Source organism: Rhodococcus wratislaviensis, assembly GCF_900455735.1.
GTDB lineage: Bacteria > Actinomycetota > Actinomycetes > Mycobacteriales > Mycobacteriaceae > Rhodococcus_F > Rhodococcus_F wratislaviensis.
In genome coordinates this window covers 25,382-47,297 of record NZ_UAUI01000017.1, presented here as the reverse complement: position 1 = coordinate 47,297, position 21,916 = coordinate 25,382, and the positions used below count along the sequence as shown (strand labels likewise).

The window sequence follows — 21,916 nt, the reverse complement described above, 5'->3', positions numbered from 1 at the left end:
GTAGAGCCCCGCGACGGCGATATCTACGCGCAGTGCTCAGGCGAGCTGAATCAGTTCCAGGTAGTCCTGCGACCAGTGGTCCTCCGTGCCGTCGGGCAGGAGAATGACTCGCTCCGGGTCGAGCGCCTCGGCCGCGCCCGGGTCGTGCGTCACCAGCACCACGGCACCGGTGTAGCTGCGGAGCGCGTCCAGCACCTGCTCGCGGGAGACGGGGTCGAGGTTGTTCGTCGGCTCGTCGAGCAGCAGAACGTTCGCCGCGGACGACACGAGACCCGCAAGTGCCAGGCGCGTCTTCTCACCGCCCGACAGGGTCCCCGCGGGCTGCTCGAGCTGCGGGCCGGTGAACATGAACGCACCGAGCAGCGAACGCAGCTCCTGCTCCCCCGTGTCCGGCGCCGCGTGGCGAATGTTCTCCCACACCGACGCGTTGTCGTCGAGGGTGTCGTGTTCCTGCGCGAAGTAGCCGATCTTCAGCCCGTGACCGGGGACGAGTCCGCCCGCGTCCGGCGTCTCGACGCCGCCGAGAATGCGCAGGAGCGTCGTCTTACCGGCACCGTTGAGACCGAGCACCACGACGCGTGACCCACGGTCGATCGCGAGGTCCACCCCGGTGAAGATCTCGAGCGAACCGTAGACCTTGGTCAGGTTGTCCGCCATCAGCGGAGTCTTGCCACACGCCGCCGGCTCAGGGAACCGGATCCGGGCCACCTTGTCGGACACACGTTCCGCGTCGAGGTCCGACATCAGCTTGTCGGCGCGCTTCGCCATGTTCTGCGCCGCCACCGCCTTGGTGGCCTTCGCGCCGAGCTTCGCGGCCTGAGCGCGCAGCGCACCGGCCTTCTTCTCCGCGTTGGCGCGCTCACGGCGACGACGCTGCTCGTCGGTCGCTCGGGCGTCGAGGTACTTCTTCCAGCTCATGTTGTACACGTCGGCCTCGCCGCGCACGGCGTCGAGGAACCACACCCGATTCACCACGTCGTTGAGCAGATCGACATCGTGGCTGATCACGATCAGACCACCCTCGTGGTTCTGCAGGAATCCCCGCAGCCAGGTGATCGAGTCGGCGTCGAGGTGGTTGGTCGGCTCGTCGAGCAGAAGGGTCGTGTCCGACCGTCCGCCGCTACCGTCCGACGCGGCGAACAGGATGCGCGCCAATTCGACACGGCGGCGCTGACCACCCGACAGGGTGTGCAACTGCTGACCGAGGATGCGGTCGGCCAGACCGAGGCTGTTGCAGATGCGTGCCGCCTCGCTCTCGGCCTCGTACCCGCCGAGGGCGGAGAAGCGGTCCTCGAGGTTGCCGTACTTGCGCACGGCCTTGTCACGCTCGGCGTCGTCGACGACCTCCGACATCAGGATCTGCTGCTTCTCCATGTCCCGAAGCAACGAGTCGAGTCCGCGCGCGGACAACACTCGGTCCTTCGCGAGGACGTCGAGGTCGCCTTCCTTCGGGTCCTGCGGCAGATATCCGAGATCGCCGGTGCGTACCACGGCACCCGCGTACGCCTCCCCCTCCCCCGCGAGGATGCGGAGGGTGGTCGTCTTGCCGGCACCGTTGCGGCCGACCAGCCCGATGCGGTCGCCGGGCTGTACCCGCAAGGCCGGCCCGGGCGCGGACAGCAACGTCCGTACTCCAGCTCGAACTTCCAGGTCGGTAGCGGTGATCAACAAGACTCCTAGGAAAATGACGCTCGCGTTGAATGAGGAAAACTGCGCAATGGACACACGAACCAGCAATTTTACCCGACCGCCGACGACTCGGAACACGCCTGCCAGTGATCCCGCTAACGTTCGCCGCCGTAAACGCCCCCCGGTAGGCCCGGGCCCCTGCGTGGAGGCGTGATCGAGGGTGCGGTGTGTGGTCGTGAGGTGGTGGGGCTGGCGACCCCCGGTGGGTCGTCCTGACAGGGGCAAACCTCACATTCGGAAAACTCTGCTGTTCCGTCACGGCCCGACTCATTCACCGCCTTCGGACCCGGCGTCCGGTGGAGCCAGGAAGCCCGGCCGGCACCTTTCCGAAAATCGGAGGCGCGTTCACGTTCCCGCACCTGCCCAACTGCTTCTCGCTCACCTCTCGCGCTCACCCGCAGCCAGGCCGACCCGGCGGCACCACCCCGCTCCCCTGATCGGGGATTGCGGTGGTGTGTTCATGGGTTCGGGACCTGTGGGGTGAGTCCCCACTTCCCCGGGCGCCCGGGGCGACACAGCCGAAATTCGGGAAACTTGCGCGTTCCGTCCGCGTCCGATTGTGGAACCTGGCATGTCTCCGGCCGACAACTCCCGGCCGTGACAGGCTTGCGGCGTGACAGCTTCCCCTCGTCCAGCGATCTGGGACGTCGCGATCGTCGGCCTCGGGCCTGCCGGCCGCGCCCTCGCCCACCGGGCCACGGCTCTCGGTTCGACGGTCGTCTCGGTCGACCCGCTCCCCCGCAGATCGTGGACCGCGACGTACGCAGCCTGGGAAGACGAGCTCCCCGACTGGCTCCCTCGGGACGCCGTCGTGACGAGAACTCCTCGCCCGACAGCCTGGACGACACGTCGCCACACCATCGATCGCACATATTGCGTTTTGAATACATCAGTACTGCAATCAATACTCAGCAGCGAATGTGGAACAGTTCTCGCAGGTAGAGCCATCGACCTCTCCCCCACTTCCGTCCAACTGGACGACGGCTCGACCCTGAAGGCACACGTCGTCGTCGATGCCCGCGGCACCGGCGACAGCCCCGACCTCGCCCAGCAGACGGCGTACGGCGTCGTGGTGGACCCCGGCACGGCCGCACACGCGCTCGCCGGCGAGCGCTCGGTCTTCATGGATTGGCGCCGCGACAACGGCACGTCGCCGTTGGACTCGCCGTCGTTCCTCTACGGCGTGCCGCTCTCGCGGGAACGGTTTCTGCTCGAGGAGACGTGCCTCGTCGGTCGCCCCCCGCTCCCGATCTCGGAGCTCGCCACCAGACTCCACGACCGGCTACGACAGCGGGGCGTCACCGTGCCGTCCCATTCGGACGTCGAGAGGGTCCGATTCGCCGTCGAGCCACCACCCGAGGCCGGTCGTGCTCACAGCTCGGATCAGGTGCGGTTCGGGGCCCGAGCCGGGTTGATGCACCCCGGAACCGGCTACAGCGTGGCGGCGTCGCTCCTGTGCGCAGATGTTCTGGCCCGCGATCTTCGTGACGGTTCGAACGCCCGACTGTGGCCGTGGAAGGCCCGCACCGTCGCGTCGCTGCGATCGGTCGGCCTTCGCGTCCTCCTGAATCTGGATGCGGAGCACGTCCCCGAATTCTTCGAGCATTTCTTCGATCTGCCGCCACAACTCCAGGCGGCATATCTGTCCCAGCGGTCGAATCCGCGCGGAACCCTGTCGGCAATGGGCCGGATGTTTCGAGCGTCCTCCGGCGATATCCGCAGTGTGATTCTCCGTTCGACGCTGCGCCGGGAAGTTCGATGAACTGTCGCGCGAACGCGAAAAGGAGACCATCATGGAACGCATGCGGTCGATATGGAAGGGCTCGATAGCGTTCGGACTCGTGAATGTGCCGGTCAAGGTCTATTCGGCAACCGAGGATCACGACATCAGATTTCATCAGGTCCATGCCAAGGACGGCGGCCGGATCAAATACAACCGCGTCTGCTCCGAATGCGGCAACGTCGTCCAATACGCCGATATCGACAAGGCCTACGACTCCGACGACGGCGTGCGCGTGGTGTTGACGGACGATGATTTCGGGAAACTGCCCGCCGCCGAGAAACACGAGATTCCCGTTCTGCAGTTCGTGCCGACCGAACAGATCGACCCCATTCTGTTCGAGAAGAGTTACTTCCTCGAACCGGATTCCAGCTCTCCGAAGGCCTACGTCCTACTCGCGACAGCCCTCGAGAACAGCGACCGTACAGCCCTCGTCCACTTCACCCTCCGGCAGCGCACCCGACTGGCCGCGATGCGTTCACGGGACGGGGTGCTGGTGATCCAGACGCTGCTGTGGCCGGACGAGGTACGGGCGGCGGAATTCTCCTCACTCGACGGCGTCGACAAACCGAAGGCGAAGGAACTCGCGATGGCCGAGACGCTCGTCGACAGCATGGCCGACGACTTCGACCCCACCGAATTCACCGACGACTACCAGGTGCAGTTGCGGGAACTGCTGGACGAGATGATCGAGTCCGGCGGCAAGAAGGTCATCCCCGTCGCCGAGGTCGAGAAGAGCGGCGAGGACGCCGAAGTGGTCGATCTGGTGGCCGCACTGCAGCGCAGCGTCGACGCCGCCGGGAAGAAGGCCGCACCGGCCAAGAAGAAGCCGGCGAAGAAGGCACCGGCCAAGACCGCGGCGAAGAAGGCCGCCTCGAAGTCGTCCACCTCGGAACGCAAACGCGCCTGAACCGACGCGGAGGGGCTCGGCGAGATGATTCTCGCCGAGCCCCTCCGCGTTACCAGTGGTGGGTGGTCAGACCGTGAAGCCGAGCGCGCGCAACTGCTCGCGTCCGTCCTCGGTGATCTTGTCGGGGCCCCACGGCGGGAGCCACACCCAGTTGATCTTCAGTTCGTTGCACAGACCGCTGCGCACGAGCGCGCCCCGCGACTGGTCCTCGATGACATCGGTCAGCGGGCAGGCCGCCGACGTGAGCGTCATGTCGAGGGTCACGACGTCCTCTTCCTCGGTGATCCCGTACACGAGACCGAGGTCGACGACGTTGATGCCGAGTTCGGGATCGACGACGTCGCGCATCGCCTCCTCGAGCTCCTCGAGGCGTTTCGGGTCGGTAATAGCACCCGACGCGGCGGTGGCGGTCTCGCCGCCCTGGTCGGCCGTCGCCTGCTCCGGAACGGCCGTGGCGTCCGCCTCCGGCGTCTGCGTCTCGCTCATGATGCCTGTCCTCCGATTCGAGCTGGTTCGCCGTCTGCTGTCGGAACGGCCGAATCCTGTTCGTCCACAACACGGTCGTCCACTATCTGAACAACCGCGTCCTTGAATGCCATCCATCCCAGCAACGCGCATTTCACACGCGCCGGGTACTTCGAGACGCCGACGAAGGCGATGCCGTCCCCGAGGACGTCCTCGTCCCCCTCGACGGTACCGCGGCTGCTGACCATTTCATTGAACGCGGCAACGGTCTGCAGGGCCTGCTCGACGGGCATACCCACCACCTGATCGGTGAGCACCGACGTCGACGCCTGGCTGATGGAGCAGCCCTGGCCGTCGTACGACACATCCACCACGGTGCCGTCGTCGGAAAGCTGCACCCGCAGCGTCACTTCGTCACCGCACGTGGGATTGACGTGGTGGACTTCGGCGCCGAACGGTTCACGCAGGCCGCGGCCGTGGGGATGCTTGTAATGATCCAGGATCACTTCCTGGTACATCTGTTCCATTCTCATGCAGGAACCTCCCCGAAGAACTCCTGTGCACGCCGCACGGCTGCCGCGAGAGCCTCGACCTCGTCGATCGTGTTGTACAACGCGAACGACGCCCTCGCCGTGGCCGCGACACCGAAGCGGCGGTGCAGGGGCCAGGCGCAGTGGTGGCCGACGCGGATGGCGACTCCCTCGTCGTCGAGGATCTGCCCGAGATCGTGGGCGTGGATTCCGTCGACCACGAACGACACGGCCCCGCCGCGGTCCTCGGCGGTCGTGGGTCCGATGATGCGCACGCCGTCGATGGCACCGAGCGCTGCCAGCGCCGCCTCGACCAGGGTGTGCTCGTGCGCGGCGACCGCGTCCATCCCGATCTCTTCGAGATACCGGACCGCGGCACCGAGCCCGACCACCTGCGACGTCATCGGGACGCCGGCCTCGAACCGCTGCGGGGGCGGCGCGTAGGTGGTGCGTTCCATCGTGACGGTCTCGATCATCGAACCACCGGTGATGAACGGCGGCATAGCGTTCAGCAGTTCGCGGCGGCCGTACAGGACACCCACCCCGGACGGACCGAGCATCTTGTGCCCCGAGAAGGCTGCGTAGTCCACACCGAGCGCGTGGAAGTCCACCGCCATGTGCGGGACGGACTGGCATGCGTCGAGTACCACCAGCGCACCGACCGCGCGGGCGCGGCGCACCAACTCCTCGACGGGTGCCACCGCCCCGGTGACGTTGGACTGGTGGGTGAACGCCACGACCTTGACAGCGTCGGTCAGCTCGAGCGAATCGAGATCGATTCGGCCGTCGTCGGTGACGCCGTACCAGCGCAACGTCGCACCGGTGCTGCGCGCAAGTTCCTGCCACGGCACGAGATTGGCGTGATGCTCGAGTTCGGTGATGACGATCTCGTCACCGGGGCCGAGGTGCCGCTCGAAGCGATCGTCGCCGAGGACGTGGGTGACGAGGTTCAGGGACTCCGTCGCGTTCTTGGTGAAGACGAGTTCGTCGCTGTCGGCGCCGACGAACGCGGCGATCGCCGCACGTGCGTTCTCGTACGCGTCCGTGGCCTCTTCGGCGAGCTGGTGAGCGCCCCGGTGCACGGCCGCGTTACAGGTGGTGAGGAACTCCCTCTCGGCGTCGAGCACCTGATTCGGGCGCTGAGACGTCGCGCCCGAATCGAGGTACACCAGCGGTTTTCCGTCGCGAACCGTACGCGCCAGGATCGGGAAGTCCTCCCGGATCCGGGTGACGTCGAATACGCGCACCGAGGTGGTCATCTGCGTTTATGCTCCTTGCGTTGCTGCAGCCTGGGTGAAGCGCTCGTAGCCGTTCGCTTCGAGCTCGTCGGCCAGTTCCGGTCCGCCCGACTCGACGACACGACCGCCGACGAACACGTGGACGTATTCCGGCTTGATGTACCGGAGGATGCGCGTGTAGTGCGTGATCAGCAGGATTCCGCCGTGCTCGCGTTCCTTGTACTTGTTCACGCCCTCGGAGACGACGCGCAGGGCGTCGACGTCGAGACCGGAGTCGGTCTCGTCGAGAATCGCGATCTTCGGCTTCAGGAGACCGAGCTGCAGGATCTCATGGCGCTTCTTCTCACCGCCTGAGAAACCTTCGTTGACACTGCGCTCGCCGAACGAGGGGTCGATGTCCAGCTCGGTCAGCGCTTCCTTCACTTCCTTCACCCAGTGGCGGAGCTTCGGGGCCTCGCCACGGACTGCGGTGGCCGCGGTGCGCAGGAAGTTCGACATGGAGACGCCGGGGACCTCGACGGGGTACTGCATCGCGAGGAACAGTCCCGCGCGGGCGCGCTCGTCGACGCTCATCTCGAGGACGTCCTCACCGTTGAGGGTGATGGAGCCCGAGGTGATCTGGTACTTGGGGTGACCCGCGATGGCGTACGACAGCGTCGACTTGCCGGACCCGTTGGGTCCCATGATCGCGTGGGTCTCGCCGGAACGAACCGTCAGGTTCACACCCTTGAGGATGTTGATCGGTTCGGCGTTCTCGTCGGTGTTCGCGACGTCGACGTGCAGGTCCTTGATTTCCAGGACCGAGGTTTCGGGGGTGGAAGCGTCAGGGGTAGACATTGTGATCCTTCGAAGAAATGGGAAGTAATGGTCCGGCGGCGTGGGTCACACGCCGACTGCGGCGAGTTCGGCCTCGACGGCAGCCTCGAGACGCTCGCGAATCTCGGCGACGGCGATCTTGTTGATGATCTCGTGGAAGAACCCGCGCACGACGAGTCGCCGTGCCGCGTCTTCGGGGATTCCACGGGCGCGCAGGTAGAACAACTGCTCGTCGTCGAATCGACCCGTGGCGCTGGCGTGGCCGGCACCCACGATCTCACCGGTCTCGATCTCCAGGTTCGGAACCGAGTCCGCGCGTGCACCGTCCGTGAGGACGAGGTTGCGGTTCAGCTCGAACGTGTCGGTTCCCTCGGCCGCGGCGCGGATCAGCACGTCGCCGATCCACACGGTGTGGGCGTCGGGCTTTCCCGAATTCGGATCACCCTGCAGGGCGCCCTTGTAGACCACGTTGGACTTGCAGTGCGGCTGGGAGTGATCCACCAGCAGCCGCTGCTCGAAGTGCTGTCCGGCGTCGGCGAAGTACAGGCCCAGCAGTTCCGCGTCGCCGCCCGGGCCGTCGTACTTCACGGTCGCGGACAGGCGCACGAGGTCGCCGCCGAGGCTGACCGCGTTGTGCCGCAGCACCGCGTCACGGCCCAGCCGCGCGTGATGCGAGGCGACGTGCACGGCGTCGTCCGCCCAGTCCTGGACGGCGACCACGGTGAGGCGGGAGCTGTCGCCGAGAACGAATTCGACGTTCTCGGCGAACGTGCCGCTACCGCGCTGGTCGATGACGACGGTCGCCTTCGCGAAGGCTTCGAGCCGGATCTGCAGGTGCCCGAAGGCGACCTTGTCCTCGCCCGGGCCGGTCACGGTGATGTTGATCGTCTCGGCGACCTCGACCTCACGGCCGACGGTCACGACGGTGGCTGTCTCGAAACCCGAGTAGGCCTGCGCGGCCACCCGATCGGCGGGGACGCCGGCCTTGCCGAGCCGGTCGTCGTCACGCCCGACGGTCTCGACCCGGACGGAGTCCGGACCGGCGACGTCGACGGTGACCGTGCCGTTCGCGACAGCCGTTCCGTCGTGCAGTCCGCGGAGTCGGCGCAGCGGTGTGAACCGCCAGACCTCGTCACGACCACCCGGGATCTCGAAGGCGTTGACGTCGAACGAGGTGAAGACCTCACCCTTGTTCTTGATCGGCGAGCCGGTGGCGGTCCGCGCTATCCGCGGATTCTCGCCTGCGACGGCTCCCGCGACTCCGAGATTCTGGACACCAGTTTCTGGCGTGGTCACTAACCCACCGCCCCTTCCATCTGCAGTTCGATCAGGCGGTTCAGTTCCAGGGCGTACTCCATCGGGAGTTCCTTGGCGATCGGCTCGACGAAGCCGCGCACGACCGTGGCCATGGCCTCGTCTTCGGTGAGCCCGCGGCTCATCAGGTAGAACAGCTGGTCGTCGCTCACCTTCGAGACGGTGGCCTCGTGGCCCATGGTCACGTCGTCCTCGCGGATGTCGACGTACGGGTAGGTGTCCGAGCGGCTGATCTGGTCGACCAGCAGCGCGTCACACTTGACCGTGGACTTGGAACCGTGAGCGCCCTTGTTGACCTGGACGAGTCCGCGGTAGGACGCGCGTCCGCCGCCCCGGGCCACCGACTTGCTGATGATGGTCGACGACGTGTACGGCGCGAGGTGCAGCATCTTGGCACCGGTGTCCTGGTGCTGGCCCTCACCGGCGAATGCCACGGAGAGAACCTCGCCGCGGGCGTGCTCGCCCATCATCCAGACGGCCGGGTACTTCATGGTGACCTTGGACCCGATGTTGCCGTCGATCCACTCCATGGATCCGCCGGCTTCGACCTTGGTGCGCTTGGTGACCAGGTTGTAGACGTTGTTCGACCAGTTCTGGATGGTCGTGTAGCGGCAGTGACCGCCCTTCTTCACGATGATCTCGACGACCGCGGAGTGCAGGGAGTCCGACTTGTAGATCGGCGCCGTGCAGCCCTCGACGTAGTGCACCGAGGCGCCCTCGTCGACGATGATCAGGGTCCGCTCGAACTGGCCCATGTTCTCCGTGTTGATGCGGAAGTAGGCCTGCAGCGGAATGTCGACGTGAACACCCGGCGGGACATAGATGAAGGAGCCACCCGACCACACCGCGGTGTTCAGCGCGGAGAACTTGTTGTCGCCGGCCGGGATGACCGTGCCGAAGTACTCCCGGAACAGCTCGGGGTGCTGCTTCAGACCGGTGTCGGTGTCGAGGAAGATCACGCCCTGCGCCTCGAGGTCTTCACGGATCGAGTGGTAGACCACCTCGGACTCGTACTGAGCCGCGACACCGGCGACGAGGCGCTGCTTCTCGGCCTCGGGGATGCCCAGCTTGTCGTACGTGTTCTTGATGTCCTCGGGCAGGTCTTCCCAGCTCTCGGCCTGCTTCTCGCTCGAGCGGACGAAGTACTTGATGTTGTCGAAGTCGATGCCCTCGAGGTTCGATCCCCAGTTCGGCATCGGCTTCTTGTCGAAGGTCTTCAGCGCGCGCAGGCGGATGTCGAGCATCCAGTCCGGCTCGCTCTTCTTCGCCGAGATGTCGCGCACGACGTCTTCGGACAGACCGCGCTGTGCACTGGCACCGGCCTCGTCGGAATCGGACCAGCCGTACCCGTAATGCCCGAGTGACGCGATGGTCTCTTCCTGCGTGAGCGGCTCGGCGTTGGCCGACGCAGTGGATGTCACCTGGTCTGATGTGACGGTCATGCGAGCTCCTTCCGGAGTCTTGTTACGAGACCGGCGAGGGCTGGTCGCCGGTGGAATACAGGTTGCTGACTAGGGGATCTATCGGGAGAGCGTTGTTATTTGGGACCGGACGGTGGGACGAGTGGAACGTGGGTGGTGCATGCGCAGTCACCGTTCGCGATGGTCGCGAGCCGCTGGACGTGGGTGCCGAGCAGTTGGGCGAACGCTTCCTGCTCGGCTTCGCACAGTTCCGGGAACTCTTCGGCCACGTGTGAGACCGGGCAGTGGTGCTGGCAGATCTGCACGCCGTTGCCGACCGGGCGCGTCGATGCCGCGAATCCGGCGGTGGTGAAGGCGTCGGCGATGGCGTCGGCGGTGTTTTCGAGGCCCTCGGCGCTCTGGTCGGCTGCCGGGGTCACGTTTCCGACGATCGCCTGGACTCGGCGACGCGCGAAATCGGTGATCGCGGCGTCTCCCCCGACCTCCCGCAGTTGACGCATGGCCGCGCCGGCGAGGTCGTCGTACGCGTGTCCGAGCCTGCCGCGGCCCTTGGCGGTGATCTGGAAGTATTTGGCGGGACGTCCCCGTCCGCGGTGACGCACGGCGACGGACGACGCCTCGCGCGCCTCTCCGGATTCCAGGAGCGCGTCGAGGTGTCGACGGACACCGGCGGCACTCAGACCGAGGCGGGTTCCGATTTCCGACGCGGTGATCGGCCCCTCCTCGAGGAGGAGCTTCACGACGGCAGCGCGGGTGTGGCCTTCGTGGCCGACGGCGACGGGTGACGCGGTTTCGACAGGCGCCGCCGAGGAAGGCGCGTGAACTGCGCTTTCCTTCGTTGCACGTGGTGTCGTTTCCGTTTTCACAACACTAGTGTGACGGAATTCGGATCGCAGGTCTACTAAGGGTGCCCTGCCTTACACCTGTGATTATGTGCTGTCGCCGCTCGGGAATACTGGCCGAACCGGCTGTGTTCGGCGCACCGCTACGCTGCCTGTGTGCCGCAGACCCCCGAGAACCCGGAGCCGACCCGCGCGGAGCCGACCTTCACGGCTCGCGCCGCTCTTCGACATCCGGCCGAGCTCGCCCGGCGGGCGCTGGGCATCGACGGCCGCTCCCCGCGCCCCTCGGTGGCGGCCGCGTTGCACGGCGACGAGCCGGAGACCGCGGGCCTGAACGAGCAGGAGACCGCGCAGCTCCGCGGAATCCGCCGGTTCGGCGCGACCGGGGCCGTCCTGATGGCGGTGGGCGCGCTGGGCGCCGGCGCCCAGCCGGTACTGCAGAACCCTGTCCAGGGTCTTCGCGTCATCGGTCTGCCCGCCCGTATCCCCAGCGTCGCGTTGACGCTGACCATGACCGGCACCGTGATGATCGTGCTCGCGTGGCTCCTCCTCGGACGCTTCGCGATCGGCAGTCTGCAGTCGGGGGCCGTGCGCCGCCTCAACCGGTCCCAGCTCGACCGCACCCTGCTGCTGTGGATCATCCCGCTGTCCGTCGCGCCGCCGATGTTCAGCAAGGACGTGTACTCGTACCTCGCGCAGAGCGAGATCGCGGCCCGCGGGCTCGATCCCTACGCCATCGGTCCCGCGGGTGCGCTCGGCGTCGATCACGTCCTGACCCGGACCGTGCCGACGATCTGGCGCGACACGCCGGCGCCGTACGGGCCGCTGTTCCTCTGGATGGGGCGCGGGATCAGCTGGCTGACCGGTGAGAACATCGTCGCGGGAATCTTCCTGCACCGGCTGCTGGCCCTCGCCGGTGTGGCCATGATCGTCTGGGCGCTCCCCCGGCTGGCGCGGCGCTGCGGCGTCGCCGAGGTCAGCGCCCTGTGGCTGGGCGCCGCCAACCCCCTGCTGCTGTTCCACCTGGTCGCGGGAATTCACAACGAGGCGCTGATGCTCGGTCTCATGCTGGCCGGGATCGAGCTGGCGCTGCGGGCGATCGAACGGTCGGAGCCGATCCGCGGGCAATCCCTTCTCCTGTTGCTGTCGGGGGCGGCACTCATCGCCCTGTCGTCGACGATCAAGATCCCCTCCCTCCTCGCACTGGGATTCGTCGGGATGGCCCTGGCCCGGAGATGGGGCGGGACTCCGAAGGCCGTGCTCATGGCGGCCGCCCTGCTCGGCGGGGTGGCCCTGGTGGTCACCCTCGTCATCAGCACGTCCAGCGGACTCGGCATCGGCTGGGTACACACCCTCGGCACCGCGAACGCGGTCCGCAGCTGGATGTCCATCCCCACCCTCCTCGGGCTGGGCACCGGACTGGCCGGGGTCCTGTTGGGCCTCGGCGACCACACGACGGCGGTGCTGAGCCTGACCCGGCCGATCGCGGCCGTCGCTGCGGCGTTCATCACACTGCGGATGCTCGTCGCCACGCTCGTCGGCCGCATCCACGCTGTCGGCGCGCTGGGACTGTCCCTCGGCGCGGTCGTCCTCCTCTTCCCCGTGGTGCAGCCCTGGTATCTGCTGTGGGCGGTCCTGCCGCTCGCGGCCTGGGCCACGGCACCCGCCTTCCGCGTCCCCGCCATCGTCTTCTCGTCCATCGTCAGCGTCATCCTGATGCCGAACGGCGGCGAGTACCAGCCCTTCGTCATCGTGCAGGCCGCCATCGCCACCATCTTCACGGCCGGAACGCTGATCGTGATCACCCGCAACCGGCTGCCCTGGCGGGTCGATTCGGAGCAGCACCCGACCGTGCCGGATCCGCAGGATCCGCCCCGGGACGACGTCGACGCGGAAAGCCGGGGCACCGGCCGGGTCACACCAGGCCAAGGCTTACGCTGATTCCCCGTGACCTCGCGAACGCCCGGATCGGCGCAACCTGCTGTACGCCTGGAAGGCGTGGTGAAGACCTTCGACGGTGTGAGGGCCGTCGACGGACTCGATCTCACCGTCGAACCTGCACAGGTGGTCGCGTTGCTCGGTCCCAACGGCGCGGGTAAGACCACCACAGTCGAAATGTGCGAGGGCTTCGTCCGCCCGGACAGCGGCACCGTCCGTGTCCTCGGACTCGACCCCGTCGCCGATGCCGGCGCCGTCCGGGCCCGGATCGGTGTGATGCTCCAGGGCGGCGGCGCGTACCCCGGCTCCCGCGCCGGTGAGATGCTCGACCTCGTCGCGGCCTACTCGGCCGACCCCCTCGACCCCGACTGGTTGCTGCGCAGCCTCGGACTCGAGGATTCCCGTCGCACCCCGTACCGCAGGCTGTCGGGCGGGCAGCAGCAGCGCTTGTCCCTGGCCTGCGCGCTGGTCGGCAGGCCGGAACTGGTCTTCCTCGACGAGCCCACCGCCGGACTCGACGCCCAGGCCCGCCTGCTCGTGTGGGAACTGATCGACGCGCTGCGCCGCGACGGCGTCAGTGTGCTGCTGACGACGCACCTGATGGACGAGGCCGAGGAACTCGCGGACCGGCTCGTCATCATCGACCACGGGTCGATCGTCGCGGCGGGTACGCCCGCCGAGGTCACCAGCCGCGGCGCCGAGGGGCAGCTGCGGCTCAGCGCGCCCGCAGGCCTCGACACCGAGCCCCTCGCGAGAGCCCTCCCCGACGGTTTCCGGGTGGCCGAGTCCGGGCCGGGCACCTACCTCGTCGAAGGGCCGATCGACCCGAAGGTGGTGGCGTCGGTCGCGTCGTGGTGCGCCGACCTGGACGCCCTGATCAGCGACATCCGTGTCGACCAGCGCAGCCTCGAGGACGTCTTCCTCGAACTCACCGGCCGGGAACTGAGGGGATGACGATGAGCACCAGTGACCGTCTGACGGAGAATCGTTTCGCCCCCGGCACGTTCACACCCGATCCCCGCCCGAGCGGTGCGGCGGTCATGTTGAGGGCGCAGACCGCGCTCGAACTCAAACTGCTCCTGCGCAACGGCGAACAGCTGCTGCTGACCATGTTCATCCCGATCACGCTGCTGATCGGCCTGTGTCTGCTGCCCATCGGCGACCTCGGAACGTCGCGGGTCGACAAGGTGGTGCCCGCCGTGATGATGGTGGCGGTGATGTCCACCGCGTTCACCGGCCAGGCCATCGCGGTCGGTTTCGATCGCCGGTACGGGGCCCTCAAGCGGCTCGGCGCCACTCCCCTGCCGACGTGGGGAATCATCGCCGGGAAGAGCGCCGCCGTGGTCATCGTCGTCGCCCTGCAATCGGTGCTCCTCGGTTCGATCGGACTGGCGCTCGGCTGGCGTCCGAGTGCGTGGGGACTCGTCCTCGGCGCCGTGATCATCGCCATGGGCACCGTGACGTTCGCGGCGATGGGACTGCTGCTCGGCGGCACCCTCCGCGCCGACATCGTCCTCGCCCTGGCCAACATCCTGTGGTTCGTGATGGTCGGCGTCGGCAGTGTGGTGTTCGCCACCGGCGATCTGCCCTGGCTCCTGCACACCGGGGCCCGGCTGATCCCGTCCGGTGCGCTCGCGCACGCGCTCGACGCCGCCCTGTCGGGGTCGGTGGACCTGCTCAGCGTCGTGGTCCTCGTCGTCTGGGGTGCGGCCGCGGGAGCCCTGGCGGCCCGGACGTTCCGGTTCACGTGATCCGCCGACCCACAGCCCGGCGCGCCCGCAGCCTCGGCACCGTCCTGGCAGTCCTGCTCGCCGTCCTCGGCTGCGGCACCCTGCCCGCGGGCGCCGCACCGCAGTGGGGATCGCCCGCCGCGCCGAACCCGTTCCTCGGACCCGCAGGCACGTCCACGATGCACGGCGATGCGGGGTCCACCGACGTGACTCCGCTGCCCGGTCCCGGCACCGGCCCGGTCACCCTGTCCGCGTACCCGCTGGTCTCGGCGTGCCCGACCCTCCTGCAGGGTTCCGACCGGCTCGTCGTCGCCCTGTGCACGTCCGTGGCCGGCCAGGTCCCCACCGTGCACCTGATCGACCCCGCCGCTCCCGCCGCCCCGTTCGGCGCCTCACTCGCCACGTTCGCACTGGCGAAGGGCAGCCTCCTGGGCGGCGTGTACGCGTTCCTCGACAACGACAACCGACTGGTCGTGGTGGACGGAAACCGTCAGCTACTGCGCCTCGGACATTCGAAGGACCCCGAAGGCCGCTGGCGGATCACCGTCGACTCGCACGTCGACCTGTCCGGCAGTGTTCCGCCGGGAGACAACGTGACCGGGCTGACGCCGGACTGGCAGGGCAACGTCTGGTTCGCGACGGGCGGCGTCGTCGGAGCCGTGGATCGCGCCGGCGTCGCGCACAGCCTGCCGCTGGCCGCGGGCGAGCAGGTCCAGAACAGCATCTCCACCTCGCCCGCCGGCACCGCGGTCGCGACGACGCACGCGCTGTACCAGTTCACGCTCCGCGACGGCGCGGTGCGCGTGGACTGGCGGCGGGACTATGACCGCGGTCCGGACCGTAAGCCGGGGCAACTCAGCCACGGCACCGGCTCCACTCCCACCTACTTCGGGCCGTCGACCGGCAGCGATTTCGTCGCGATCGTCGACAACGCCGACCCGCAGGTGAATCTTCGGGTCTTCCGCGCCGATTCCGGTGACGAGATCTGCTCCCTCCCCGTGCTCGGCAACCCGGGCGGCAGCGAGAACTCCCCGATCGGCATCGCCAATTCGGTGTACGTCGCCGGGACCTACGGCTACCCGTATCCCGCCGTCCCGGACGGCGCGGGCCCGGCGGTTCCGACGAACGCCCCCTTCACCGGCGGCATGACCCGCGTCGACATCGACCCGATCGGCTGCCACCAGGTGTGGAGCAACGACGTCCGCAGCGCGGCGGTGCCCCACCTCTCGACCGGTGACGGCCTGCTGTACACCGTGATCCGCCACGGGTTCGACGTCACGACACCCCTGGACGGCTTCTCGTTCGCGGTGATCGATCCGGCGGACGGCTCGGTCGAGCGCACCAGCCCACTCCCCGGTACCGCGGTCAACGACACCCTGCAGATGTCCGGACTCGTCACCGACACCGGCGACTTCTGGCAGGGCACGGTGACCGGCATCCTGCGGATTCGCGGCGAGTAGCACGGAGTCGAGCGCGCCGCCACCGGCCCAACGACACGCTGTAGTTGACGGCCCTCTACCATCGACGTCGTGCTGTATCGCGGGTTTCTGAGCCTGGTAGACCGTCTTCCCCTTCCGTCGCTGACCGTGCAGCGTGTCATCGCGTTCGCGGTGATCCTCACGCAGGGCGGGATCGCCGTCACCGGGGCCGTCGTGCGGGTGACCGCCTCCGGCCTCGGATGCCCCACCTGGCCGCAGTGCTTCCCCGGCAGCTTCGTGCCGGTCGGGCACGGCGAGGTCGCCGTCGTCCATCAGGCGGTCGAGTTCGGCAACCGGTTGCTCACGTTCGTCGTCGTTGTCGCCGCGGCCCTGATCGTCCTCGCGGTCACCCGCGCCCGCCGCCGGAAAGAGGTCCTCGTCTACGCGTGGATGATGCCCCTCGGCACCGTCGTGCAGGCCGTCATCGGCGGTGTCACGGTGCTCACCGGACTGCTGTGGTGGACGGTCGCGGTCCACCTGCTCGCGTCGATGGCGATGGTGTGGCTGGCGACCGTGATGTACGCGAAGATCTGCGAACCCGACGACGCGCCGGCGATCGACGTGATCCCCGCCCCGCTGCGGTGGCTCACCGCGCTGTCGGGTGTTGCGCTGGCCGGGGTGCTCGCCGCCGGAACGCTGGTCACGGGCGCCGGACCGCACGCGGGAGACAAGAGTCTCGACCGCGTGGTTCCCCGTCTCGAGGTAGAGATCGTCACGCTCGTGCACCTGCATGCCCAGCTGCTGGTGGGCTACCTGGCGTTGCTGGTCGGCCTGTGCTTCGGCCTGTACGCCGTGGGCGCCACCCGCGCGGTGAAGGTACGCGTGCAGGTACTACTCGCGCTGGTGGTGGCGCAGGCGCTGATCGGACTCGTCCAGTTCTTCACCGACGTTCCCGCGGTCCTCGTGGCATTCCACGTCGCGGGAGCCGGGCTGTGCACCGCCGCCACCGCGGCGGTGTGGGCTGCGGGACGCACCCGCGAGTTCGTCACGCAGCCCGACACCGCGAGCGTCTAGCGCTCGTTGCGGGCCTTCGGGAAGCGCGTCTGCCGCGCGACCCAGCCGGCCATCTTCTGGAAGTGGCCCTTGCGGGGCGTGACGATGCTGGTGATCGCGCGGTCCCACTCCGAGACGGTGACGTCGTCGAAGGATGCGACGACGGCGTTCGCGGTGGCGAGGTCCTCGACCACCTGGTCACCGAGGATGCCGTCGGCTCCGACGAGCGTGATGCGGACGCCGGCGAGTCCGATCGGCTGGATGACCGCACTGGCGGAACCGCCGTGCTCGGCCACGAACTTCTTGATCGCGTCGACCGTGTGGGACGGGAGCGAGGGCGCCGGGCTCGCGGGCGCCGGTTCGGCATGGGTATCGGTACTCATGCCCCCGAGAATACTGGGCGGTACCGGTGTCGCGCCCGCCAGGCTCGGTGCGGCGGCACTGGCCGTGTAGAACTGAAACCATGCGCGCTATACAGGTTTCCCGTCTCGGTGGTCCCGACGTCCTCGAACCCGTAGAGGTTCCCGAACCCGAGATCGGAGCGACGGATCTTCTGGTTCGCACCGACGCGATCGGCATCAACTTCATCGACACGTACTTCCGGACGGGGCTGTACCCGCGGCCACTCCCCTACGTCCCCGGAGACGAGGGTTCCGGGGTCGTGGAGGCCGTCGGCGGCGACGTGACCGGTATCGCTCCCGGCGATCGGGTGGCCTGGTGCTCCGCCCCCGGCAGTTACGCCGAGAAGGTGGTCGTGCCCGCGGCGGTGGCGATCGCCGTCCCCGACTCCGTGCCCGCCCCGCAGGCCGCTTCCGCTCTGCTGCAGGGAATGACGGCCCACTACCTGGCCCACTCGACCTACCCGATCCAGTCCGGCGACACCGTCCTGGTCCACGCCGGAGCGGGCGGAGTCGGCCTGCTGCTGACCCAGATGGCGACCACGCTGGGCGCGCGGGTGATCACCACGGTGTCCTCCGACGCCAAGGAGCAATTGTCCCGTGACGCCGGCGCACACGAGGTGCTGCGATACGACGACGACATCGCCGCCCGGGTGCGTGAGCTGACCGACGGCGAGGGCGTCGCAGCCGCCTACGACGGTGTCGGCGCGTCCACGTTCGAGGCCAGTCTCGCGTCGGTGCGGATCCGGGGGACGGTCGCGTTGTTCGGTGCGGCGAGCGGCCCGGTGCCGCCGTTCGATCCACAACGGCTGAACCCGGCCGGATCGCTGTTCCTCACCCGGCCCACACTCGCGCACCACGTCCGAAACCGTGAGGAACTGGCGTGGCGGGCGGGAGACGTGTTCTCCGCCCTGGCCGACGGTTCACTGACGGTCCGGGTGGGCGCGGAGTACCCGCTCGCACGGGCCGAGGACGCGCACCGCGACCTCGAGGCGCGTGCGACGACGGGCTCGATCGTGCTGGTGCCCTGACGCGGAGCGTCACCTCGGGCCGTGACGCGGAGGTCAGCTCAGCAGGCCGGCCACGGTCTGCAGTCCCAGCACGGAGTCGACGGCGAGTCCCACGAAGACGATGGCCAGATAGTTGTTGGACTGCAGGAACAGGCGGAGCGGTTTCACGGCCGCTCCGCCGCGGACGCTGCGGTACAGCTGATGGGCCATCAGCAGGAACCAGGCACCGGCCACGAGGGTCACGGCGGCATAGACGACACCCGCGGCGGGGACGAGCACGAGGGACGTGATCACCATCGCCCAGCTGTACAGCAGGATCTGCTTGGTGACGTGCTCCTCGGTGGCGATCACCGGCAGCATCGGGACACCGGCCGCCTTGTAGTCCTCCTTGTAGCGCATGGCGAGGGCCCACGTGTGCGGCGGCGTCCAGAAGAAGATGACCAGGAACAGCACGATGGGCTGCCAGCTCAGCGACCCGGTGACCGCCGACCAGCCGACCATGACGGGCATGCAGCCCGCGGCGCCGCCCCAGACGACGTTCTGCCAGGTCCGGCGCTTGAGCACCATTGTGTACACGAGTACGTAGAACGCGATGGTCAGGACGACCAGGCAGCCGGCGAGCAGGTTGGCGCGCCACCACAGCCAGAGGAACGACGCGACACCGAGAGTCATGCCGAACACGAACGCGTGGGACGTGGGCACCGCGTCGCGGGCCAGCGGCCGGCGGGCGGTGCGTTTCATGACCTTGTCGATGTCGGCGTCGACGACGCAGTTGAGGGAGTTCGCGCTCGCGGCGCCCATCCACCCGCCGAACAGCGTGCTGAGGATCAGCAGGATGTCTACATTGCCGCGATCTGCCAGCAGCATCGCCGGGATGGTGGCGACCAGCAGCAGCTCGATCACCCGCGGCTTGGTCAATGCGATGTAGGCCAGGACCTTGCCCGTGACGCGACCCAGCACCGTACCGGTGTCGGTCGCGCGGGGGGCGGGGCTGGGGCTGCCGAAGCCGTGTCCGCTCGGCTGATGCCCTGTCCGCACGTTCTCTCCTCGCACCACGCGTAATTCCACATCCGAATGCCGCCGCCTGCTCCCGAAGTCGTTCGCGACGGCCGGCCGTCTACTACAAACGATGGTAGACCGCCGTAATGCGCGAACCGAATCGACCCGGATACGACCGCACACTAGGCTGGAGTCGCACAAGAGGCCCACGCATCCTCAGGCTCCACGTTCACCCATGTCAGGAGACTTCTGCCCGTGTCGATCACAGACGACATCCACGTCCTCACGCAACCGGTTCACCCCGCCGACTGGACCGAACTGGACACCAAGGCCGTCGACACCATCCGGGTGCTCGCCGCGGACGCGGTGCAGAAGGTGGGTAACGGTCACCCCGGCACGGCCATGAGCCTCGCCCCCCTCGCCTACACCCTCTTCCAGCGCGTCATGCGCCACGACCCCACCGACGCCGACTGGATCGGTCGCGACCGGTTCGTCCTGTCCTGCGGGCACTCCAGCCTCACCCTGTACATCCAGCTGTACCTCGCCGGCTACGGTCTCGAACTCGACGACCTGGAGGCGCTGCGCACGTGGGGCTCGAAGACCCCCGGCCACCCCGAACACGGCCACACCCGCGGTGTCGAGATCACCACCGGGCCGCTCGGTCAGGGCCTCGCCTCCGCCGTGGGCATGGCGATGGCCGCCCGCCGCGAACGCGGCCTCTTCGACCCTGAGCCCGCCCTCGGCGACAGCCCGTTCGACCACCACATCTACGTCATCGCCTCCGACGGCGACATCGAGGAAGGCGTCACCTCCGAGGCCTCCTCCATCGCGGGTGTCCAGCAGCTCGGCAACCTCACCCTGATCTACGACGACAACAAGATCTCCATCGAGGACGACACCGCCATCGCGCTGTCCGAGGACACCGCCGCCCGCTACGAGGCGTACGGCTGGCACGTGCAGATCGTCGAGGGCGGCGAGAACGTCGTCGCCATCGAAGAGGCCCTGAACAAGGCCCGCGAGGTCACCGACAAGCCGTCGCTGATCCTGCTCCGCACGATCATCGGTTTCCCCGCACCGACCAAGATGAACACGGGCGCGGCGCACGGCGCCGCCCTCGGCGCCGACGAGGTCGCGGCCGTGAAGAAGGCTCTCGGCTTCGATCCGGACAAGACGTTCGAGGTCGCCGACGAGGTCATCGCCCACACCCGCAAGGTCGTCGAGCGCGGCGCGCAGGCACACAAGGAATGGCAGGCCCAGTACGACGAGTGGACGCAGCGCGCCCCCGAGGGCAAGAAGCTCCTCGACCGTCTGATCGGCCGCGACCTTCCCGCCGGCTGGGCCGACGTCCTCCCCACCTGGGAGCCCGATCCCAAGGGCGTCGCGACCCGCAAGGCGTCCGCCGCCGTTCTCAACGCCGTCGGACCGGTGCTCCCCGAACTGTGGGGCGGCTCCGCCGACCTCGCCGAGAGCAACAACACCACCATCAAGGGCGCCGACTCGTTCGGTCCCGAAGCCATCTCCACCCGGATGTGGACGGCCCAGCCCTACGGCCGCACCCTGCACTTCGGGGTCCGCGAACACGCCATGGGCTCGATCCTCAACGGCATCGCGCTGCACGGACCGACCCGCCCGTACGGCGGCACCTTCCTCGTCTTCAGCGACTACATGCGTCCCGCCGTGCGACTCGCCGCGATCATGAAGACCCCGGTCACCTACGTGTGGACGCACGACTCCATCGGACTCGGCGAGGACGGGCCCACCCACCAGCCGATCGAGCACCTCGCCGCGCTGCGCGCGATCCCCGGCCTGTACGTCGTGCGGCCCGGCGACGCCAACGAGACCGCCCACGCCTGGCGCGCCGTCCTCGAGAAGGGCGCCGACGAGGCCACCCGCGCTCCCGCCGGCCTCGCCCTGACCCGCCAGGACCTCCCCGTCCTCGAGGGCACCAGCTACGAGGGTGTCTCCCGCGGCGGCTACGTCCTCGCCGACGCCTCCACCGGGGCACCGGAGGTCGTGCTCATCGGCACCGGATCCGAGCTGCAACTCGCCGTCGCCGCCCGCGAGACCCTCGAGGCCGACGGCATCCCCACCCGGGTCGTGTCCATGCCCTGCGTCGAATGGTTCGACGCCCAGGACCAGGCCTACCGCGACGGCGTCCTCCCCCCGACGGTCAAGGCACGGGTCTCCGTCGAAGCCGGCATCTCCATGCCCTGGTACCGCTTCGTCGGCGACGCGGGCGAAATCGTCTCCATCGAGCACTTCGGCGCCTCCGCCGACTACAAGACCCTGTTCCGCGAGTTCGGTTTCACCGCCGAAGCGGTCACCGCCGCCGCACAGCGCTCACTCGCACGCGTGAAGGGATAGA

Annotated in this window: 19 protein-coding genes; 9 read left to right on the top strand and 10 right to left on the bottom strand. The window is 68.2% G+C overall.

Annotation, left to right across the window (positions count from 1 at the left end; translation table 11 throughout):
- Positions 1–36: 36 nt before the first annotated feature.
- On the bottom strand, positions 37–1,668 hold the full coding sequence (locus DTA22_RS20995; protein WP_112300788.1) for an ABC-F family ATP-binding cassette domain-containing protein: 1,632 nt from the start codon (positions 1,666–1,668) through the stop codon (positions 37–39).
- 634 nt (positions 1,669–2,302) lie between these two features.
- Between DTA22_RS20995 and DTA22_RS20990 the strand changes: the two genes are divergently transcribed.
- Together DTA22_RS20990 and ku are read left to right on the top strand one after the other, a co-directional pair.
- Positions 2,303–3,451, top strand: coding sequence for a lycopene cyclase family protein (locus DTA22_RS20990; RefSeq protein WP_112300772.1), 1,149 nt, complete (start codon positions 2,303–2,305; stop codon positions 3,449–3,451).
- Between the two features lie 40 nt (positions 3,452–3,491).
- On the top strand, positions 3,492–4,379 hold the full coding sequence (gene ku, locus DTA22_RS20985) for a non-homologous end joining protein Ku (protein WP_457920860.1): 888 nt from the start codon (positions 3,492–3,494) through the stop codon (positions 4,377–4,379).
- A gap of 66 nt (positions 4,380–4,445) precedes the next feature.
- Here ku and DTA22_RS20980 read toward each other — a convergent pair whose 3' ends face one another.
- From DTA22_RS20980 to DTA22_RS20950, 7 genes are all read right to left on the bottom strand, one after another.
- Positions 4,446–4,865, bottom strand: coding sequence for a metal-sulfur cluster assembly factor (locus tag DTA22_RS20980; protein WP_009480466.1), 420 nt, complete (start codon positions 4,863–4,865; stop codon positions 4,446–4,448).
- Complete coding sequence (gene sufU / locus DTA22_RS20975; RefSeq protein ID WP_037237770.1) at positions 4,862–5,377, bottom strand: Fe-S cluster assembly sulfur transfer protein SufU; 516 nt, start codon at positions 5,375–5,377, stop codon at positions 4,862–4,864. The genes DTA22_RS20980 and sufU overlap by 4 nt, the downstream gene beginning before the upstream one ends.
- Positions 5,374–6,633: a cysteine desulfurase gene (locus DTA22_RS20970; RefSeq protein ID WP_037237772.1), complete on the bottom strand. Its 1,260-nt coding sequence runs from the start codon at positions 6,631–6,633 to the stop codon at positions 5,374–5,376. The genes sufU and DTA22_RS20970 overlap by 4 nt, the downstream gene beginning before the upstream one ends.
- A gap of 6 nt (positions 6,634–6,639) precedes the next feature.
- Positions 6,640–7,449 (bottom strand): Fe-S cluster assembly ATPase SufC, encoded by an 810-nt coding sequence (gene sufC / locus DTA22_RS20965; protein ID WP_005255023.1) that lies wholly within the window; start codon positions 7,447–7,449, stop codon positions 6,640–6,642.
- A gap of 45 nt (positions 7,450–7,494) precedes the next feature.
- Positions 7,495–8,724, bottom strand: coding sequence for a Fe-S cluster assembly protein SufD (sufD, locus tag DTA22_RS20960; protein ID WP_112300770.1), 1,230 nt, complete (start codon positions 8,722–8,724; stop codon positions 7,495–7,497).
- A complete protein-coding gene (gene sufB / locus DTA22_RS20955; protein WP_009480461.1) occupies positions 8,724–10,184 on the bottom strand; it encodes a Fe-S cluster assembly protein SufB in 1,461 nt (486 codons plus the stop codon). The genes sufD and sufB overlap by 1 nt, the downstream gene beginning before the upstream one ends.
- A gap of 95 nt (positions 10,185–10,279) precedes the next feature.
- On the bottom strand, positions 10,280–11,029 hold the full coding sequence (locus DTA22_RS20950) for a helix-turn-helix transcriptional regulator (RefSeq protein WP_281272459.1): 750 nt from the start codon (positions 11,027–11,029) through the stop codon (positions 10,280–10,282).
- Positions 11,030–11,161: 132 nt separating this feature from the next.
- Between DTA22_RS20950 and mptB the strand changes: the two genes are divergently transcribed.
- From mptB to DTA22_RS20925, 5 genes are all read left to right on the top strand, one after another.
- Positions 11,162–12,946 (top strand): polyprenol phosphomannose-dependent alpha 1,6 mannosyltransferase MptB, encoded by a 1,785-nt coding sequence (mptB, locus tag DTA22_RS20945; protein WP_112300768.1) that lies wholly within the window; start codon positions 11,162–11,164, stop codon positions 12,944–12,946.
- Positions 12,947–12,952: 6 nt separating this feature from the next.
- Positions 12,953–13,897 carry an ABC transporter ATP-binding protein gene (locus DTA22_RS20940; protein ID WP_037203409.1) on the top strand — a complete coding sequence of 315 codons (945 nt, stop codon included), beginning with the start codon at positions 12,953–12,955 and terminating at the stop codon, positions 13,895–13,897.
- Entirely contained in the window at positions 13,894–14,694 is an 801-nt protein-coding gene (locus DTA22_RS20935) for an ABC transporter permease (protein ID WP_112300767.1), read from the top strand. Before DTA22_RS20940 ends, DTA22_RS20935 begins: the two co-directional genes overlap by 4 nt.
- Positions 14,691–16,133 carry a hypothetical protein gene (locus DTA22_RS20930; RefSeq protein WP_112300766.1) on the top strand — a complete coding sequence of 481 codons (1,443 nt, stop codon included), beginning with the start codon at positions 14,691–14,693 and terminating at the stop codon, positions 16,131–16,133. Before DTA22_RS20935 ends, DTA22_RS20930 begins: the two co-directional genes overlap by 4 nt.
- Before the next feature lie 69 nt (positions 16,134–16,202).
- A complete protein-coding gene (locus tag DTA22_RS20925; protein ID WP_037237794.1) occupies positions 16,203–17,165 on the top strand; it encodes a COX15/CtaA family protein in 963 nt (320 codons plus the stop codon).
- On the opposite strand, the gene DTA22_RS20920 is transcribed toward DTA22_RS20925, so the two are convergent.
- Positions 17,162–17,527, bottom strand: a complete 366-nt coding sequence (locus tag DTA22_RS20920) for a hypothetical protein (RefSeq protein ID WP_037237798.1) — start codon at positions 17,525–17,527, stop codon at positions 17,162–17,164. The two genes, DTA22_RS20925 and DTA22_RS20920, sit on opposite strands and share 4 nt — an antisense overlap.
- An 80-nt stretch (positions 17,528–17,607) precedes the next feature.
- On the opposite strand from DTA22_RS20920, the gene DTA22_RS20915 reads away from it, so the two are divergent.
- Positions 17,608–18,573: a quinone oxidoreductase family protein gene (locus tag DTA22_RS20915; RefSeq protein ID WP_112300765.1), complete on the top strand. Its 966-nt coding sequence runs from the start codon at positions 17,608–17,610 to the stop codon at positions 18,571–18,573.
- Between the two features lie 33 nt (positions 18,574–18,606).
- Here DTA22_RS20915 and DTA22_RS20910 read toward each other — a convergent pair whose 3' ends face one another.
- Complete coding sequence (locus tag DTA22_RS20910) at positions 18,607–19,590, bottom strand: heme o synthase (RefSeq protein ID WP_037237848.1); 984 nt, start codon at positions 19,588–19,590, stop codon at positions 18,607–18,609.
- A 216-nt stretch (positions 19,591–19,806) separates the two neighbouring features.
- On the opposite strand from DTA22_RS20910, the gene tkt reads away from it, so the two are divergent.
- Positions 19,807–21,915: a transketolase gene (gene tkt, locus DTA22_RS20905; protein WP_112300764.1), complete on the top strand. Its 2,109-nt coding sequence runs from the start codon at positions 19,807–19,809 to the stop codon at positions 21,913–21,915.
- Position 21,916: the final 1 nt, after the last annotated feature.

Coding starts and splice junctions, on each gene's coding strand:
- DTA22_RS20935 (WP_112300767.1), top strand. CDS start 13,894: ATGACGATGAGCACCAGTGACCGTCTGACGGAGAATCGTTTCGCCCCC.
- DTA22_RS20915 (WP_112300765.1), top strand. CDS start 17,608: ATGCGCGCTATACAGGTTTCCCGTCTCGGTGGTCCCGACGTCCTCGAA.
- DTA22_RS20970 (WP_037237772.1), bottom strand. CDS start 6,633: ATGACCACCTCGGTGCGCGTATTCGACGTCACCCGGATCCGGGAGGAC.
- sufU (WP_037237770.1), bottom strand. CDS start 5,377: ATGAGAATGGAACAGATGTACCAGGAAGTGATCCTGGATCATTACAAG.
- DTA22_RS20980 (WP_009480466.1), bottom strand. CDS start 4,865: ATGAGCGAGACGCAGACGCCGGAGGCGGACGCCACGGCCGTTCCGGAG.
- ku (WP_457920860.1), top strand. CDS start 3,492: ATGCGGTCGATATGGAAGGGCTCGATAGCGTTCGGACTCGTGAATGTG.
- sufB (WP_009480461.1), bottom strand. CDS start 10,184: ATGACCGTCACATCAGACCAGGTGACATCCACTGCGTCGGCCAACGCC.
- DTA22_RS20920 (WP_037237798.1), bottom strand. CDS start 17,527: ATGAGTACCGATACCCATGCCGAACCGGCGCCCGCGAGCCCGGCGCCC.
- sufC (WP_005255023.1), bottom strand. CDS start 7,449: ATGTCTACCCCTGACGCTTCCACCCCCGAAACCTCGGTCCTGGAAATC.